Below are 18,545 nucleotides of genomic sequence, written 5' to 3'. Positions count from 1 at the left end.
AAACCTCCCCGAACTATTCGGAGAGGTTTTTTTTACGTCTAAGATTTTTGAAAAATTCCGTCAGTGTATCTGCACAACGCTCTTGCAGTATACCGCCTGTGCAAAGAGGTTTGTGATTATAAGGTAGCTCAAAAAGATTTACCACCGACCCGCAAGAACCAGCCTTTTTGTCATACGCACCAAAAACCACACGCTCAATTCGAGAATTTATTATCGCACCCGTACACATAGGACAAGGCTCGAGAGTAACAAAAAGCTCACAACCCATAAGCCGCCAACCCCCAAGATTGCGACTCGCTTCCTCAATAGCCACAAGTTCGGCATGAGTCAAAGGGGAACGTCCATACTCACGACGATTGAATCCCCTGCCGATTATTTCACCGCTGGAACGCTTCACAACTATCGCACCCACAGGTACTTCCCCCTGCTCTGCGGCAATTTCCGCAAGCTCCAACGCTTTTTTCATGTAAAGCTCATCTCTCGTCATATTATCCTCGCACACACAAACATAGTCACAAGAATTGCAGCTATCCACACTGCGATCGAGTTTGTTGCAATGAAAGATTTAACTCGCTTTGACATCGTCATAAAAGAATTATCATTTTCAATGTTGAATGTCCAGTCACCAAAGCTTGTAAGCTTCGAGTACATCACAAGTGATACACCAACGATCACTGTACAGATTATGACTTCTGCTATTTTGGCATAAGGAAGATCATAGAGAACAATGTAACTTAATACAAAATTCGTGATGTGGGCGCAAATACTCATTGAAATTGCAGTAAAAACCGAGCCTGTTCGTATAGTAAAAAGTCCAAGAACCGCAGTACAGCATACAACAAAAGGCAGATATGTAATATCATAGTAGCATAAACCGTTCACAACAGCAGTGATCATAATAGCGAAAGTGTCTCCAAATTGACGAAAAGTCTGCAAAAAAAACCCTCGAAATACTATCTCTTGCATTATAGGAACAATGATTGCAAAGAAAGCAAAAGAAACAAGAGCAACAACAGGATCTTCAGAGAATACAAAAATAGAATATATCCCGTCTAAATGCACAGTTGAAAACAGCAGACTAAGGATATATTGTCCAACTCTACCCACAACGATTATGACCATCATAATTACCACAGCAGTTCCACGCATTTTTTCGTAGCCCTTTGAATTTGCAAAAACGACTTTATTAGGGATCTTAGTAACGATCTTAAAAATAAGACCAGGCACAACAAACTTTGCGGCAAACAACAGACCTAAAATAAAAGTCATTCCAACACCATATCTGCCATATCCGCCATCTGTTTGAGAAAAATACACAAATGTACCAGTTGTATCCGGCGCGTATTTATTCACTATAAAATAGTTAAGAAAATCAATAGCAAGCATTACCACAAGACAAATGCCCAACAAACTACAGCATTTTAGCATAGAGATCCTCTCAGCTACCTCTGCCTTATGAGGCACAAAACCCTCGCCATCAATGTATGAGTGTTCTCTTGTATCATGTATAAACTGGAATCCAAAAGAATTCTGAGGATTTGAACGCCACTTTGCAAACGACTTCTTATAATCATCACTCTGATTTTGATAAGTGGTATCCTGGGCAACGTCAATCATATAATCTTTAGTATTTATATCGTTCAAATTCTCACCCCCGATATATTAATTATAGCATATCGCCGTACTTTTTTAAAGCATGCAAACATCATTTAACTTATTATTCATAATATTTTAAGACAAAAAAAGACCGGATACATTTTGTACCCGATCTTTATATAGCGAACTAAAAATTAGTCTCTAACAGCTGTAACGACGCCAGAACCTACTGTTCTACCACCCTCACGGATAGCGAAACGAAGTCCCTCTTCGATAGCGATTGGAGTGATAAGCTCAACATCCATCTCTACGTTATCGCCAGGCATGCACATTTCCTTGTCAGCAGGAAGTGTGATAACGCCTGTAACGTCAGTTGTTCTGAAATAGAACTGTGGTCTGTAGTTGTTGAAGAATGGAGTATGACGGCCGCCCTCTTCCTTCTTCAGAACGTAAACCTGACCTGAGAACTTTGTATATGGGTGAATGGAACCTGGCTTACAAAGAACCTGGCCTCTCTGAATGTCAGATCTCTGGATACCACGGAGAAGTGCACCGATGTTGTCGCCTGCCTCAGCGTAGTCAAGGATCTTTCTAAACATCTCGATACCTGTTACAACAGTCTTTGGTCTCTCAGTTGAAAGTCCGAGGATCTCAACTTCGTCACCAGTCTTGAGCTGACCTCTTTCAACTCTACCAGTAGCAACTGTACCACGGCCTGTGATTGTGAATACGTCCTCAACAGGCATCAGGAATGGGAGATCAGACTTTCTGTCTGGTGTTGGGATGAATGTGTCAACAGCGTCCATAAGGTCAAGGATTGGCTTGTAAGCTGGATCTGAAAGATCGTCTGGAGCTTCAAGAGCTGCAAGAGCTGAACCCTTGATGATTGGAGTCTCGTCGCCAGGGAAATCGTACTTGTCGAGGAGCTCTCTGATATCCATCTCAACGAGATCGAGAAGCTCTTCATCGTCAACCTGGTCAGCCTTGTTCATGAAAACAACGATAGCTGGAACGCCTACCTGTCTAGCAAGGAGAAGGTGCTCTCTTGTCTGAGCCATAGGACCATCAGAAGCAGCAACTACGAGGATAGCGCCGTCCATCTGAGCAGCACCAGTGATCATGTTCTTTACATAGTCAGCGTGGCCTGGGCAGTCAACGTGAGCATAGTGACGGTTCTTTGTCTCATACTCAACGTGAGCTGTGTTGATTGTAATTCCTCTCTCTCTCTCCTCTGGAGCTGAGTCGATGTTGTTGTAATCCTTCTTCTCAGCAAGACCTTCAAGAGCAAGAGTCTTTGTGATAGCAGCAGTAAGAGTTGTCTTACCGTGGTCAACGTGACCGATTGTACCAATGTTAACGTGTGGTTTGGTTCTTTCGAAATGTGCCTTTGCCATAGGAATTTTCCTCCTTAAAATTTAATAGTTTCCGATTTAACATACCGTAGTATAATTATATCAAATAAAATGCAAATTTGCAATAGAAAAAGCAGAAAATTTTCCGCAAATTTATTAGTCCTTGTTTCTTGAAGCCATGATCTTCTCAGAGATAGACTTTGGTACCTGAATGTAGCTGTCAGGCTCCATTGTGTACTGTCCACGGCCCTGTGTCTTAGAACGCAGGTCATTTGAGTAACCAAACATTTCAGACAGTGGAACGAGAGCGTCTACCTGAACAGCACCAGTTCTCTGCTCCTGACCGAGGATCTGTCCACGACGGGAGTTGAGGTCGCCTATAACTGTTCCGAGATAATCATCAGGAGCGATAACGCAAACCTTCATGATAGGCTCAAGAATGATTGGTGAAGCCTTTCTCATAGCCTCCTTGAACGCCATAGAACCGGCGATCTTAAATGCCATTTCAGAAGAGTCGACTTCGTGATAAGATCCATCGTACAGCTCAACCTTAACGTCAACTACCTGGAAGCCAGCGAGAACACCATTCTCCATAGCACCCCTGATACCTGCATCAACTGCTGGAATGTATTCCTTAGGAATAGCACCGCCGACAACCTTGTTGATGAACTCATAGCCCTTACCGGACTCGTTTGGCTCAACGTTGATCTTAACGTGACCGTACTGACCCTTACCACCTGACTGCTTAGCGTACTTGTAATCAACGCTTGCAGGAGCAGTGATTGTTTCCTTATATGAAACCTGAGGAGCACCGACATTAGCCTCTACCTTGAACTCACGGAGAAGTCTGTCTACGATGATCTCAAGGTGCAGCTCGCCCATTCCGGCGATAATTGTCTGACCTGTTTCCTCAGAAGTATAAGTTCTGAATGTTGGGTCCTCTTCAGCAAGCTTTGCAAGAGCGATACCCATCTTTTCCTGACCTGCCTTAGTCTTAGGCTCGATAGCGAGCTGAATAACAGGCTCAGGGAATTCCATTGACTCAAGAAGTACAGGGTGCTCTTCATCACAAAGAGTGTCACCTGTTGTTGTGTTCTTCAGACCGATAGCGGCACCGATATCACCAGCGTAGATAGTATCGATATCCTTTCTAGCGTTAGAGTGCATCTGAACGATTCTTCCGATTCTCTCGTCCTTGTCCTTAGTGGAGTTATAAACTGTAGAACCGGCTGTCAGAACACCTGAATAAACTCTGAAGTAGCAGAGCTTACCAACGAATGGGTCTGTAGCGATCTTGAATGCGAGAGCAGCGAATGGCTGATCGTCGCCTGAAATTCTCTCAACTTCCTCACCTGTATTTACGTCAGTACCCTTGATGTGTGGTACGTCGATAGGTGAAGGCATATAATCTACAATAGCGTCAAGAAGCTTCTGAACGCCCTTGTTTCTGTATGAAGTTCCGCAGGTAACAGGTACCATTGTGTTAGCGATAGTACTCTTTCTGATTACCTTCTTCATCTCGTCGATAGTGATCTCTTCGTCTGCGAAATACTTCTCAGCGAGATCGTCATCAACTTCTGCAAGATGCTCGATAAGGTCAGCGTGATACTGTTCAGCCTTTTCCTTGAGGTCCTCAGGGATCTCTTCCTGACGGATATCCTTTCCAAGGTCATCATAGTATACATAAGCCTTCATTTCAAGCAGATCGACGATACCCTTGAAGTCGTCCTCAGCACCGATAGGGAGCTGGATAGGAACGGCATTACAATGAAGTCTTTCATGGAGCATATTCAAAACGTTGTAGAAGTCTGCACCCATGATATCCATCTTGTTGACATATACCATTCTTGGTACCTGATAGTTATCAGCCTGTCTCCAAACTGTTTCAGTCTGAGGCTCAACACCACCCTTAGCACAAAGAACTGTTACAGAACCGTCGAGTACACGAAGTGAACGCTCAACCTCAACTGTAAAGTCAACGTGGCCTGGAGTATCTATAATGTTGAGTCTGTGACCCTTCCAGTAGCAAGTAGTAGCAGCAGAAGTAATTGTGATACCTCTCTCCTTCTCCTGTGCCATCCAGTCCATTGTAGATGCACCGTCGTGTGTTTCACCGATCTTATAGTTTACACCGGTATAAAACAGGATACGCTCTGTAGTAGTAGTCTTGCCGGCGTCAATGTGTGCCATGATACCGATATTACGGTAATCCTGCAATTTACATTCTCTTGCCATATATATCCTCCTTTATACCTCTTACCATCTGTAATGAGCGAAAGCCTTGTTAGCTTCAGCCATCTTATGAGTTTCGTCACGCTTCTTGCATGAGCCGCCAACGCCGTTAAGAGCGTCAAGGATCTCAGCTGCGAGTCTCTCTCTCATTGTGTCCTCGTTTCTCTCACGAGAATACTTTGTTATCCATCTCAGACCAAGTGTCTGTCTTCTGTCAGGACGAACCTCCATTGGTACCTGGTAAGTCGCACCGCCTACACGGCGAGCCTTGACCTCCAGCTCAGGCATGATGTTATCCATAGCCTCCTGGAATACTTCAAGAGCAGGTCTGCCTGTCTTTTCTTCGACAATTTCAAATGCTCCGTAAACGATCTTCTGGGCAACACCCTTCTTACCGTCAAGCATGATGTTGTTTACAAGACGTGTAACAAGCTTAGAATTGTATACTGGATCCTGAAGCACGTCTCTCTTTGTAACTCTACCTCTTCTTGGCACTTTAATTCCCTCCTTCACAAATAATGAATTCACAGGTACTCGCTCTGTAACCACGGCACACAGCCGTTTTACAGCCCCGTCAGTTCCTTGTAGAGTCAACTAATATATATTAATCACTCCACATAAACTGTGGTCTTCGCAATATGCGACAATGAGTTATTACCTTGTTACTAAAATGAGCTTTTCAGTTTTTGATTACTTGGCTGCTCCTGCCTTTGGCTTCTTAGCGCCATACTTGGATCTCGCCTGCATTCTCTTAGCAACGCCCTGAGCGTCGAGAGTGCCTCTGATGATGTGATATCTTACACCAGGGAGGTCCTTAACACGTCCGCCTCTGATAAGAACAACGGAGTGCTCCTGAAGATTGTGTCCGATACCAGGGATATAAGCTGTAACTTCGTTTCCGTTTGTGAGCTTAACTCTGGCAACCTTTCTCATAGCTGAGTTTGGCTTTTTAGGTGTAGCAGTTCTTACTACTGTGCAAACGCCACGCTTCTGTGGGCAGCTCTGATCGATAACTACCTTCTTCTTTGAGTTGAAACCCTTCTGAAGAGCAGGAGCTGTAGACTTGTCTGCAAGGACATTTCTTCCTTTTCTTACTAACTGGTTAAAGGTTGGCATATTTTCTCTCCTTTCATAGATTTGATACTATACGCTGATATACAATACATCAGCATACCTTGATATTATACACTATTCTCCGTCTCTTGTCAAGCACTTTTTCTTGACTTTTTTAACTTTTTGAAAATTTCAGTTAAATTTTCTGTCAAAAGCTATAAAAAGCACAGGGCAGCGGCTTTTCACGCCCTGCCCTGCAAATATATTCCCTCATTCCGTCTTGCTGTCTGTATCTAAAATTTCTCCTTTATCCGCCACTTCGACCTCTGTCTCGCTGAATCTATGATAAGTTATAACACAATCGCTGTCGTCAGTCTTGTCCGAATAGGTTATATCGTTTTGTACTTCGTTGATATAAAGTTTCAGATCATCACTAAAATAGGTGTTTGCACCCGTTGCAAATTTAATTGCAACGAGCCATTCATTTTCATCAAAGAAGTAATTTCTGTTGTTCTTTACCGTCGCACTTTCGGAACCGTACCATTCATTATTAGTATCGTCCTGCTCCACAATATCCTTATAATTGGAAGTTATACTGAAATATCTTCCGTCCACCTTGATAATTATGCCTTCCTTTGACCCTCCTGCTGTGGAAACGTTTATGGCTTTACCCTTTTGAATTGGTGTTATTATCAGCGGATAGATAATATCCCTTTCGTAATTGTCAGCATCATAATTGATATGCTTAACAGAATTTACCAGCGTATCAATTTTAAATCCCCAGTCCTTTTCAACAGGATTTAGCACAATGCTGAAGTCGTCAGCTTGCAGTATCATATCTTCGTATATATGCTGTACACTATCAAGAATGAGCTTATCAAGCTTTTCCTTGCCTGTATCCTTTGAACTGTCGATATCATAAGCATAGGCTATTGATGATCTAAGTGAATAATAGAAGTCTGTTCCAAAGCTGTCGCCACCGACCGTTTCGCCAAGACCTGTTGCGATCTCATCCGAGTTCCAATTACTCAGATTATCGCAGTTTGTGCCGACTGCGATTTTTTCGCCCACTTTCAGTTCGTCCGCATAAACAAACTTCCCTGTGGTAACATCTTTCGCTCTGAAATCAAGTTTAAACGCAGCGTAATAGTGGTATTTCAGGTATTCATATTCATTCACAGTAACATAGTCGATCAATCCGCCCTTTTCAGAGGTGTATTTCTCAACATATATCTTATCGACAAAAAGATATCCCGTTCCGTCCGAGCCGCAGCCGGCATACGTTCCGACCGCCGTTATCTCTTTGTCTTTAACGACCTGCTTAAGCGCATTTTGTGCCTGTTCTAAATCAGCCGTAAGCTCAGTGCTGTCAAGGCTTTCCGAACTGTCTATACTTGGCTGCTGCATACCGACATTGATCTTATGCTCATCACCGCTGCGATAAAGGGTCAGCGCACCGCCCACCACCAGAAGCAAAGCCGCAAGCACCGCACCTGCAAGCTGAAAGCCTGTAAGTTTTGTTTTATTTTTCTCTGTAGGCTTGTCATACATAAGCACACTCTCCTTCCAATCCGAAGGAGTTTTTATACAGTAAAAAGCATTTATCTTTTTCATTTGCTGCCCCTTTCTGTGATATCCTCATTGCAAACTATACCTTCAGTCAATGTTATGCTGAAAGTCCAGCCCCAACATAATAGTTTTTACCTCTTTTGTAGGGGAGCGGCTCAATTTCTGTTTCACAGAAATGCGACGTCCCTATGCCCTAGGTTTTTATTGACATTCATATAGTTCACAACATTATCATATCCTTCAGCTGTTCTCTTCCACGTTTCAAATGCGTTTTTATGGTATTTTCCTTTATCTTAGTAAGCTCGGCTATCTCCTGCACTGACAGCTCCTCAAAGTAATAAAGATAAATACTATCCCGATATTTCGGGGGAAGTCTGAAAATAAGGTCAAGTATCTCTATGTCGCTGCCGTCCTTTGAGAAAGATGTTATGCTGTTCAGATCGACTGTGTTTTTCCTCAAACGATACCGCAAAACACTCCGGCATTCGTTGAGAGCCACTCTGATGAGCCACGCTTTCGGGTTTGGCAGACTGCCTTTTTTCATCTGCTTGAAAAGCTTGAAGAACACGTTCTGATAGCAGTCCTCAGCGTCGGAAAAATTTCCCGTGTGCACCACGCAAAGCCTTGTTACCATATCCGAATACTCCTCTACAAGTTGGCGGTATTCGCTTTCGGTCATATTCTTCATGCTTTCACTTCCCTTCATATACTAAAACGCCGTGGCAGGCAAAAAGGTTTCATACAAAATAAAAAAATCAGCCCGCATGAATGAACCATGCAGGCTGATATAAAAGTCATTAGTACAACGGTGTTTCTGCGGTGTTATGGTTAGCCGCACTCTCATTCTTGACCACCTGAACGTTGTTGTAAACGTCCATACCGGTGCCGGCAGGAATGAGCTTACCGATAATAACATTTTCCTTAAGACCCATGAGCTTATCGGTCTTGCCTCTGATAGCTGCGTCTGTAAGAGCCTTAGTTGTCTCCTGGAATGAAGCAGCCGACAGGAATGAATCCGAGTAGCTTGAAGCCTTTGTGATACCCTGAAGAACAGGAACAGTTGTGATAAGTCTTGCGTTCTCGTCGCCAGCGTCGATCTGAGCCTGTATCTCCTCGTTGAGTCTTGCGACCTCTCCTCTGTCGATAAGTGAACCAGGGAGCAGATAGCTTGAACCGGAGTCGTCGATCTTGACCTTTCTCATCATCTGACGAACGATAACTTCGATGTGCTTATCGTTGATATCAACACCCTGCAGACGGTAAACCTTCTGAACTTCGGTGATGATATAGTTCTGAACAGCCTTAGGACCATTAACTGCAAGGATATCAGCTGGGTTGATAGAACCCTCTGTGAGCGGCTCACCGGCTGTAACAGCCTGTCCCTCACGAACTCTTATCTTGTAGCCGTATGGAATAGCATAAGACTCCTGCTCAGGATTTTCAGTGTCCTCGCTTGTAACAGTGATCTGCTTGGTCTTCTTGACCTCCTCGATCCTAACTACGCCGTCGATCCTTGTGATGATAGCAGCACCCTTTGGACGTCTGCTCTCAAACAGTTCCTCGACTCTAGGAAGACCCTGTGTGATATCTTCCGCAGAAGCGATACCACCTGTGTGGAAGGTTCTCATTGTAAGCTGTGTACCAGGCTCACCGATAGACTGAGCGGAGATTACGCCGACAGCCTCACCGACCTGTACGATATTGCCGTTTGCAAGGTTAGCGCCGTAGCACTTAGCGCAAACGCCATGCTTAGCCTGACACTGAAGAACTGATCTGATAGAGATAGAATCCTTGCCCTCAGCTTCAAGTGCAGCAACTATTCTTTCAGCGTCATGAACGTTTATGAGCTTGTTTCTTGAGCATATCATCTCGCCTGTCTTAGGATCCTTGAGGTCCTCAACAAGGTATCTGCCCACAAGTCTCTCGCTGAGAGGCTCAATCATTTCGTTTCCGTTCTTTATGTCGAATATCTCGATACCAACGTGAGTACCGCAATCCTCCTGACGAATGATAACGTCCTGAGAAACGTCAACAAGACGTCTTGTAAGGTAACCTGAGTCAGCAGTACGAAGAGCTGTATCGGCAAGTCCCTTTCTCGCACCTCTGGAAGAAATGAAGTATTCCAGAATGTTAAGACCTTCACGGTAGTTAGCTCTGATAGGCATCTCAATTGTTGAACCTGATGTGTTGGCGATAAGTCCACGCATACCTGCCAGCTGTCTGATCTGGTTGATAGAACCACGGGCACCTGAGTCAGCCATCATGTTGATAGGGTTATATGGGTCAAGGTTAGCTTTCAGAGCCTCTGTAACTTCGTCTGTAGCGTTGTTCCAGATCTCAATGAACTTCTTTGACTTCTCTTCTCTTGAAATATAACCTCTCTTATACTGCTTGTCTATCTTGTCAACAAGTCCGTCAGCCTTAGCAAGGATATCCTTCTTAGCCTCAGGGATAGAAGCGTCGCATACCGCAACTGTGATAGCAGACTTTGTAGAATACTTATAACCAAGGCTCTTGATGTTGTCGAGAACTTCGGAAGTAGTAGTCGTACCGTGCTTCTGTATACATTTATCAATGATATCAGAAAGCTGCTTCTTCTTTACAAGGAAGCTTATCTCAAGATCGAACTGCTTTTCTGAATTTGTTCTGTCAACAAAGCCAAGGTTCTGAGGAATGATAGAGTTGAAGATAAGTCTTCCGACTGTAGCGTCTATCACCTTTGATACCTGCTTGTCGCCTATCTGCTTGGTTATTCTTACCTTGATAGCAGCATGAAGTGAAACGATGTGCTGATCGTAAGCCATAAGAGCCTCGTTCACATCTCTGAACACCTTGCCCTCGCCAGGCTCGCCGTCCTTCTTCAGTGTCAGGTAGTAAGAACCAAGTATCATATCCTGTGTAGGAACTGCAACAGGACGTCCGTCTGAAGGCTTCAACAGGTTGTTGGCAGCCAGCATAAGGAATCTTGCCTCAGCCTGAGCCTCTGCCGAGATCGGCAGGTGAACAGCCATCTGGTCGCCGTCGAAGTCAGCGTTGAACGCTGTACAAACCAGTGGGTGAAGCTTGATAGCTCTGCCCTCTACAAGGATAGGCTCGAATGCCTGAATACCAAGTCTGTGAAGTGTAGGCGCACGGTTGAGCATTACAGGGTGACCCTGAATAACGTTTTCAAGTGCGTCCCAAACCTCAGGCTCAGCTCTGTCTACCTTTTTCCTTGCAGACTTGATGTTGATAGTAGGATTGGTGTCAACAAGTCTTTTCATAACGAAAGGCTTGAACAGCTCAAGAGCCATTTCCTTTGGCAGACCGCACTGATACATCTTAAGCTCAGGGCCTACGACGATAACAGAACGTCCTGAATAGTCAACACGCTTACCAAGAAGGTTCTGTCTGAAACGTCCCTGCTTACCTTTGAGCATATCTGAAAGTGACTTGTATGCTCTGTTGTTAGGACCTGTAACAGGTCTGCCGTGTCTGCCGTTGTCGATAAGTGCGTCAACAGCTTCCTGAAGCATTCTCTTTTCGTTTCTAACGATGATGTCAGGTGCTTCAAGCTCCAGCATTTTCTTAAGACGGTTATTTCTGTTGATAACACGTCTGTAAAGGTCATTAAGGTCGCTGGTTGCGTATCTTCCGCCGTCCAGCAGTACCATAGGTCTGATATCAGGTGGTATAACAGGTATAGCCTCCAGTATCATCCATTCAGGTCTGTTGCCTGATGTTCTGAAAGCCTCAACGATCTCCAGTCTTTTCAGAAGCTTGATACGCTTCTGACCCGCAGGAAGATCCTTCAGCTCAGTTTTAAGCTCTTCTGAAAGCTTCTCGAGGTCGATCTCTTCAAGAAGCTCCTTGATAGCCTCAGCGCCCATGCCGGCTCTGAACTCGTCCTCGTCATACTTTTCCTGCATTTCGCTATAATCCTTTTCAGTAAGGAGCTGACCCTTGATAAGCTCAGTGTTACCTGGATCTATAACGATGTATTTTGTGAAGTAAAGAACTTCTTCAAGTCTTTTCTGTGATATTTCAAGCATCTGTCCTATTCTTGACGGAGTTCCCTTGAAATACCAAATGTGAGAAACAGGTGCAGCAAGCTCGATGTGACCCATTCTCTCTCTACGAACCTTGGCTCTTGTTACCTCAACGCCGCAACGCTCGCAGACTTTGCCTTTAAAGCGAATTTTCTTATATTTACCGCAGTGACACTCCCAGTCCTTTGAAGGTCCGAATATCTTTTCGCAGAACAATCCGTCCTTTTCCGGCTTCTGAGTACGATAGTTTATTGTTTCAGGTCTGGTAACAACGCCGTAAGACCACTCACGGATCTTCTGAGGCGAAGCAAGACCGATCTTGATTGATGCAAACTCATTGAATTCCAACAGCAGTACCCTCTTCCTGTTTAGTTTGAAGCACGGCAACAGCCGACTTCTATATGAAACGGTCGCAGGGGCGGAGCCTTCCGCCCTTTGACCTCAGCTTATTTAGTTACTGTGCAAAATTATTCACCGTCATTAAGGAACAGATCAGACTCGTCGGAAGCTGCGCTGCCCTCCAGTTCGGAAGTGCCGTTCTCGTCTTCAGCCATGAAGCCCTCGTCGAGATCGCCCTCGTCAACGCCGAAATCGATATGATCTTCGATAGCAGGCTGTGGAACAAGCTCCTCGTCCTCGTCAAACGACTGTTTAAGATCTATTTCCTCGTTATTGATGTTGAGTACCTTGAGATCCAGACCAAGTGACTGAAGCTCCTTAACAAGTACCTTGAACGCCTCAGGAACACCAGGCTTAGGAACATTCTGTCCCTTAACGATAGCCTCGTATGTCTTGACTCTTCCCACAGTATCGTCAGACTTAACTGTAAGGATCTCCTGAAGTGTGTAAGCAGCACCGTAAGCTTCGAGCGCCCAAACTTCCATTTCTCCGAATCTCTGACCACCGAACTGAGCCTTACCGCCGAGTGGCTGCTGTGTTACCAGTGAGTAAGGACCAACTGAACGTGCGTGTATCTTATCGTCTACGAGGTGGTGGAGTTTCAGGTAGTACATATAACCGACTGTAACTCTGTTATCGAACTTCTCGCCTGTTCTTCCGTCATATACAGTGAACTTGCCGTCCTCGCTCATGCTCAGAGCGTTAGGGTTGATGACCTCGTCCATTGTGTGGAGAGTGAATTCATCGTCCTTATGCTCCAGATAATTCTGCTGAGCCATTTTGAAGCATTCTCTGATGTCTGCCTCGTGAGCGCCGTCGAATACAGGGGTCATTATCTTCCAGCCAAGAGCCTTTGCCGCCATACCAAGATGAACCTCAAGCACCTGACCGATGTTCATACGAGAAGGTACGCCCAATGGGTTAAGACAGATATCAAGCGGAGTACCGTCCTCAAGGAATGGCATATCCTCCTGTGGGAGTATTCTTGAAACGACACCCTTGTTACCGTGACGACCTGCCATCTTATCGCCCACAGAGATCTTTCTCTTCTGTGCGATGTAGCATCTGACGAGCATATTTACTCCAGGAGAAAGCTCATCGCAGTTCTCTCTTGTGAATATCTTAACATCAATGATAGTACCGGCCTCGCCGTGAGGTACCTTAAGAGAATTATCTCTAACTTCTCTAGCCTTTTCGCCGAAGATAGCTCTCAGAAGTCTTTCCTCTGCTGTCAGCTCAGTTTCACCCTTAGGTGTTACCTTACCAACAAGTATATCTCCTGAGCGAACCTCTGCGCCTATTCTGATGATACCGTTCTCGTCCAGATCCTTAAGAGCGTCCTCACCAACGTTAGGGATATCTCTTGTGATCTCCTCAGGTCCGAGCTTTGTATCTCTGGCTTCTGTCTCATACTCTTCAATATGGATAGAAGTGTACTTATCCTGCTTTACAAGGTTTTCGTTCAGAAGAACGGCGTCCTCGTAGTTGTAACCTTCCCAAGTCATGAAGCCGATAAGAGCGTTCTTACCAAGTGAAAGCTCGCCGTTTGAGGTAGCAGGGCCGTCACCGATTATCTGATTAGCTTCAATTCTCTCGCCCTTGTTTACGATAGGTCTCTGGTTTGTGCAAGTACCTGCGTTTGAACGCTTGAACTTAGTCAGCTCATAAGTTCTGAGCATACCGCTGTCCTCACGGATAACGATCTTGTCAGCGTCAACGCTCTCAACAACACCTGCGTTCTTAGAAACAACAGCAACGCCTGAATCAAGACAAGCCTTGTATTCCATACCGGTACCAACGATAGGAGACTCAGTCTTGAGCAGCGGAACAGCCTGTCTCTGCATGTTTGAACCCATGAGCGCACGGTTAGCGTCATCGTTCTCAAGGAACGGGATACAAGCAGTAGCCACAGAAACTACCATTTTAGGCGAAACGTCCATGAAGTCGATCTTCTCTCTCTCGATCTCGAGGATCTGATCTCTGTATCTGCCGTTTACCTTAGGTCTGGCAAACTTGTTGTCCTCAGTAAGAGGCTCGTTTGCCTGAGCGACCATGTAGTTATCTTCAACGTCAGCCGTCATATAAACAACTTCGTCAGTTACAACGCCTGTTTCCTTGTCAACACGTCTGTAAGGAGCTTCGATAAAGCCGTACTCGTTTATCCTTGCGAAAGAAGCAAGATAAGAGATAAGTCCGATGTTAGGACCTTCAGGCGTCTCGATAGGACACATTCTGCCGTAGTGAGTATAGTGAACGTCACGGACCTCAAATCCGGCACGGTCTCTTGAAAGACCGCCAGGGCCGAGGGCTGAAAGTCTTCTCTTATGAGTAAGCTCAGCCAGAGGGTTGTTCTGATCCATGAACTGTGACAGTGGAGAAGAACCGAAGAACTCTCTGATAGCCGCAGTGATAGGTCTTATATTGATAAGAGCTGTAGGAGTAACGACCTCAGTGCCCTGTGACTGAATGTTCATTCTCTCACGGATAACTCTTTCCATTCTTGTGAAACCGATCCTGAACTGGTTCTGAAGAAGCTCGCCTACTGAACGGATTCTTCTGTTGCCAAGATGGTCGATATCGTCAACAGTACCAACGCCCTCGCAAAGGTTGAGGAAGTAAGAAACCGTAGCGATAATATCATCGATAGTGATGTGCTTTGGAACGAGGTCGTCAGCCTTAAGTCTGATGTTCTCCTTAAGCTCTTCCTCATTCTCAGAATCTTCAAGAACTTCCTTGAGAGCCTTGAAAGATACCTTTTCGTTGATGCCAAGCTCAGTGCAGTCAAAATCAACATAAGCGTTGATGTCTACCATGCCGTTGCCTATGATCTTAACTTCGCACTCTTCAAGCTTTGTAACAGCCTCTCCTGTTGCGGAAGTAAGATGCTCCTTGACCTCAACGTCAACGTAAGCCTCCATAACACCTGCGGTCTCGATCTCCATAGCCTTATCAAAGCTGATAAGATCTCCGGCCTCAGCCATTACCTCGCCTGTCATAGGATTTACAACAGGTCTTGAAAGTCTGTGGCCTGAAAGTCTTGAACCAACGCCAAGCTTCTTGTTGTACTTATATCTTCCGAATCTTGAAAGATCGTATCTCTTAGCGTCAAAGAACAGGTTGTTCAGGTGAGTAACAGCAGAATCTACTGTAGGAGGCTCGCCCGGACGGAGCTTCTTATAAACTTCAAGAAGAGCTTCCTCTCTGTTAGCAGTCTGATCCTTCTGCATGATAGTCTGAGTAAGTCTTTCATCAGGACCGAAAACTTCCTCGATCTCCTCGTTAGTACCAATACCCAGCGATCTCAGGAAAGTAGTAAGAGGGATCTTTCTGTTTTTATCTATTCTGACATAAACCACATCGTTAGAATCCATTTCATATTCAAGCCAAGCGCCTCTGTTAGGGATAACAGTTGTCTTGAACAGATCCTTACCGGTCTTGTCCTTATCAAAAGCGTAATAAACACCTGGTGAACGCACCAACTGAGAAACGATAACACGCTCTGCACCATTGATAACAAAAGTTCCGCTGTCGGTCATTTTAGGGAAGTCACCCATAAATACCTCGGACTCCTTGATCTCGCCGGTCTCGGTATTGTTAAGTCTTGCAGTAACTCTCAGTGGCACTGCATAAGTTACATCTCTCGCCTTGCACTCTGCAACAGAATACTTAGCCTCTTCGTCGAAATGGTATCCAACAAAAGTCAGCTCCAGCGTACCATTATAATCAGTAATAGCTGAAACATCTCTGAAGACCTCCTTCAGACCTTCATCGAGGAACCACTGATAAGAGTTCTTCTGCACTTCAATAAGGTTAGGCATCTCCAGAACCTCATTGATCTTGGCAAAGCTCTTTCTCGTGTTCTTACCAAGTTTTACGTCCTTGACATTCACCATAGGCTCAATCACTCCTTAATTTATTTGGAAAATACATTTATATAATACTATATAACAATCGTATTCGCCAGTGGTTTTGGCGGTGTTTTCCCTGATTTTCTGCGCTCAAAAACGCATGAAATAGGTGGAAAACTCCATTATGATACAGTATACTATTATATAATATTAGCAAGCCCTTGTCAAGCATTTTAGCTTACACATCTCGCCGATTTTCCTATTTTCTCCGATTTGAACAAAAATCGCACAATTCGACGCAGAAACTTCTACTATTACCAATGTGTTATCAAATCGTAAATTTTTCGTTTACCCATCTGCTTTTATCACCCTCCGCCTCATTACCTCCGCCCTAACCTACCCTTTATTTCATCACTATCTGCACCAACTTGTCTGCCATTACATAATAATTCCGATTCACTTGTCATATCCAACAAAAAATCACTTAACAAATTGTGCAAACAAATGATTTATATTTTAATTTGGCAACATTTCTGCAATTGTTGCATTTTTTATGCAACAAAAGTGGTGATTTTCGGGGATAAGTAGAAAGCGTTTTGATACTTGCGGGCACGTACAAGCCCTGCGACTTAGTGAAACCGAGGTGCGTTTCTGGAACAGGCTGTAGAGTACTTGTGTCAAAGCGTGGGTGTGCATTGCGGTATTTTGTGTATACGCAACCAAGGGCATAATACCCAATGTCGCACCCCGAACACAACTTGAAAATTGAATATAGATTGGACAAAATTACGGCAACAAATCTGTAGGGGCGACCTCTGGTCGCCTGACAAGCCTTGCGTTATCCGTACAACATACGTCAACAATGTGTGTTATCCCCAACAACATTTATGTTTTCACAAACCATGTAGGGGACGGCGCCCCCGACGTCCCGCCCCTCCGACATTTCGTCTGCAATCTCATTTGTGTTATCCACATAATGTTTTCTACATGAGCTCTTGATAATTCAAACCTCGCTCCTTCGAGCGGGCTGTCGAGGGCGCCAGCCCCTACAATTTTTATTGATAGATTATTCCTCCGCAAAATCGCTCCGCTCTTTGCGTATATACGTTTTGCTATGGGCTAGAAAAGCGGTGCAGATTTAATTCTCCGATATCACTTTCATCTGATATCCTATTTCTATCTGCTTTTGATACTACAATCTGCACCTTGTCGGCTTGCGCCGAATGAGGCTCTGCCTCAAACTCCGCTAGGGGCTTTGCCCCTAGACCCCACAAGCCCTCTAGCGCCGGGCTTGAGCGTGCGCTTTATCTCTCGCTTCGCTCGGTGCTTGGGGGCAGCTTTGCTCATTCCTCATTCCTCATTCCTCACTCCTCATTCCTCACTCCTCACTTCTCACTTAAACTTCGACCCTCACTCAAAAAAACTTCCCCTTGATTATTCCCCCAAAAAGTGCTATACTATTGATAAGTAAAATTGTACGAAATCCTAACCCCAAGGAGGTAAATTTCTATGAATTGTACTCATTTCAAAAGCTACTATCCGTCCTCTGACGGACTTCATAAGATCGCGTATTACGTTCGTTTCCCTATCGGCACAGTAAGAGGTGTCGTTCAGATATCCCACGGTATGTGCGAATATTTCAGACGTTATGACGACCTCGCTGAGTTCCTCACAGGCTTAGGCTTCGCTGTCTGCGGAAACGACCACCTCGGTCATGGCGATAGCGTAAACGACAGCTCCGAGCTTGGCTACTTCTCCCCTGAACATGGCTGGGAAAACGCTGTCGAGGATATGTATACTCTCACAAAAATGATGAAACACAACTACCCTGACAAGCCGTATTTTCTTCTCGGCCACAGCATGGGAAGCTTCCTTGCAAGAGCTTTTGTCACCAAGCATGGCAGAAACCTCACAGCGGCTATCTTCTGTGGAACGAGCGGCGGCATGGAGGGTATCCCTGCTTTGCTCACCCTTGTTGACAGCCTCAAAATACTCCATGGTGATAAATATAGGAGCAACGCTGTAAATAAGCTTGCTTTCGGTGCTTATACAAGAAAAATTACCGATAAGGTCAGCGAATATGATTGGATATCCCGTGACCCTGAAATAGTTTCCACCTACGAAAAAGACCCTAAATGCAACTTTATTTTCACCCTAAACGGCTTTGAAAATCTTGCAAAGCTTTTGTGGTATGTTTCAAATGAAAAGTGGTTCTCCACCTATCCGAAAACTTTGCCTACCTATCTTATAGCAGGCAGTGCCGACCCTGTGGGAAACTACGGAAAAGGCGTACTAAGCGTGTTCAACAGGCTGTCCCTCAACGGCTGTGACGTTGAGATGAAGATATACGAAAATGCACGTCACGAGCTTGTGAATGAAACCAACCGCCGTGAGGTGTATAATGATATTGCAGATTTTCTGCTCGATATCATAAGCTCTGAAATGTGTCCAGATTAAGCTGTAAGGGA

11 protein-coding genes are annotated in these 18,545 nt (G+C 44.8%); 1 reads left to right on the top strand and 10 read right to left on the bottom strand.

Translation table 11 applies throughout. The annotated features are described in order from the left end of the window. Nucleotides 1–13: 13 nt before the first annotated feature. From tadA to rpoB, 10 genes are all read right to left on the bottom strand, one after another. Complete coding sequence (gene tadA, locus AB5Z01_RS04475) at nucleotides 14–487, bottom strand: tRNA adenosine(34) deaminase TadA (RefSeq protein WP_117958038.1); 474 nt, start codon at nucleotides 485–487, stop codon at nucleotides 14–16. Further along, entirely contained in the window at nucleotides 484–1,644 is a 1,161-nt protein-coding gene (locus tag AB5Z01_RS04470) for a CPBP family intramembrane glutamic endopeptidase (protein ID WP_287215095.1), read from the bottom strand. Before AB5Z01_RS04470 ends, tadA begins: the two co-directional genes overlap by 4 nt. A gap of 146 nt (nucleotides 1,645–1,790) precedes the next feature. Next, a complete protein-coding gene (tuf, locus tag AB5Z01_RS04465) occupies nucleotides 1,791–2,990 on the bottom strand; it encodes an elongation factor Tu (protein ID WP_022288661.1) in 1,200 nt (399 codons plus the stop codon). Nucleotides 2,991–3,104: 114 nt separating this feature from the next. After that, entirely contained in the window at nucleotides 3,105–5,183 is a 2,079-nt protein-coding gene (fusA, locus tag AB5Z01_RS04460) for an elongation factor G (RefSeq protein ID WP_022288662.1), read from the bottom strand. Between the two features lie 21 nt (nucleotides 5,184–5,204). Beyond that, nucleotides 5,205–5,675, bottom strand: a complete 471-nt coding sequence (rpsG, locus tag AB5Z01_RS04455; RefSeq protein WP_022288663.1) for a 30S ribosomal protein S7 — start codon at nucleotides 5,673–5,675, stop codon at nucleotides 5,205–5,207. A gap of 195 nt (nucleotides 5,676–5,870) precedes the next feature. Beyond that, a complete protein-coding gene (gene rpsL / locus AB5Z01_RS04450; RefSeq protein ID WP_022288664.1) occupies nucleotides 5,871–6,296 on the bottom strand; it encodes a 30S ribosomal protein S12 in 426 nt (141 codons plus the stop codon). Between the two features lie 207 nt (nucleotides 6,297–6,503). Next, a complete protein-coding gene (locus AB5Z01_RS04445) occupies nucleotides 6,504–7,847 on the bottom strand; it encodes a hypothetical protein (RefSeq protein WP_287215093.1) in 1,344 nt (447 codons plus the stop codon). A gap of 175 nt (nucleotides 7,848–8,022) precedes the next feature. Further along, complete coding sequence (locus AB5Z01_RS04440; protein ID WP_181982635.1) at nucleotides 8,023–8,490, bottom strand: RNA polymerase sigma factor; 468 nt, start codon at nucleotides 8,488–8,490, stop codon at nucleotides 8,023–8,025. A gap of 109 nt (nucleotides 8,491–8,599) precedes the next feature. Continuing rightward, nucleotides 8,600–12,178, bottom strand: coding sequence for a DNA-directed RNA polymerase subunit beta' (gene rpoC, locus AB5Z01_RS04435; RefSeq protein WP_022288667.1), 3,579 nt, complete (start codon nucleotides 12,176–12,178; stop codon nucleotides 8,600–8,602). 119 nt (nucleotides 12,179–12,297) lie between these two features. Next, on the bottom strand, nucleotides 12,298–16,122 hold the full coding sequence (gene rpoB / locus AB5Z01_RS04430) for a DNA-directed RNA polymerase subunit beta (RefSeq protein ID WP_138339119.1): 3,825 nt from the start codon (nucleotides 16,120–16,122) through the stop codon (nucleotides 12,298–12,300). Between the two features lie 1,464 nt (nucleotides 16,123–17,586). Here rpoB and AB5Z01_RS04425 point away from each other — a divergent pair. Continuing rightward, entirely contained in the window at nucleotides 17,587–18,534 is a 948-nt protein-coding gene (locus tag AB5Z01_RS04425) for an alpha/beta fold hydrolase (protein WP_287215089.1), read from the top strand. Nucleotides 18,535–18,545: the final 11 nt, after the last annotated feature.

Source organism: Ruminococcus sp. RTP21359st1_H3_RTP21359_211015 (assembly GCF_040909065.1).
GTDB lineage: Bacteria > Bacillota > Clostridia > Oscillospirales > Ruminococcaceae > Hominimerdicola > Hominimerdicola aceti.
The sequence above is the reverse complement of the archived record's forward strand: the minus strand, read 5'-3'. Positions and strand labels throughout refer to the sequence as shown.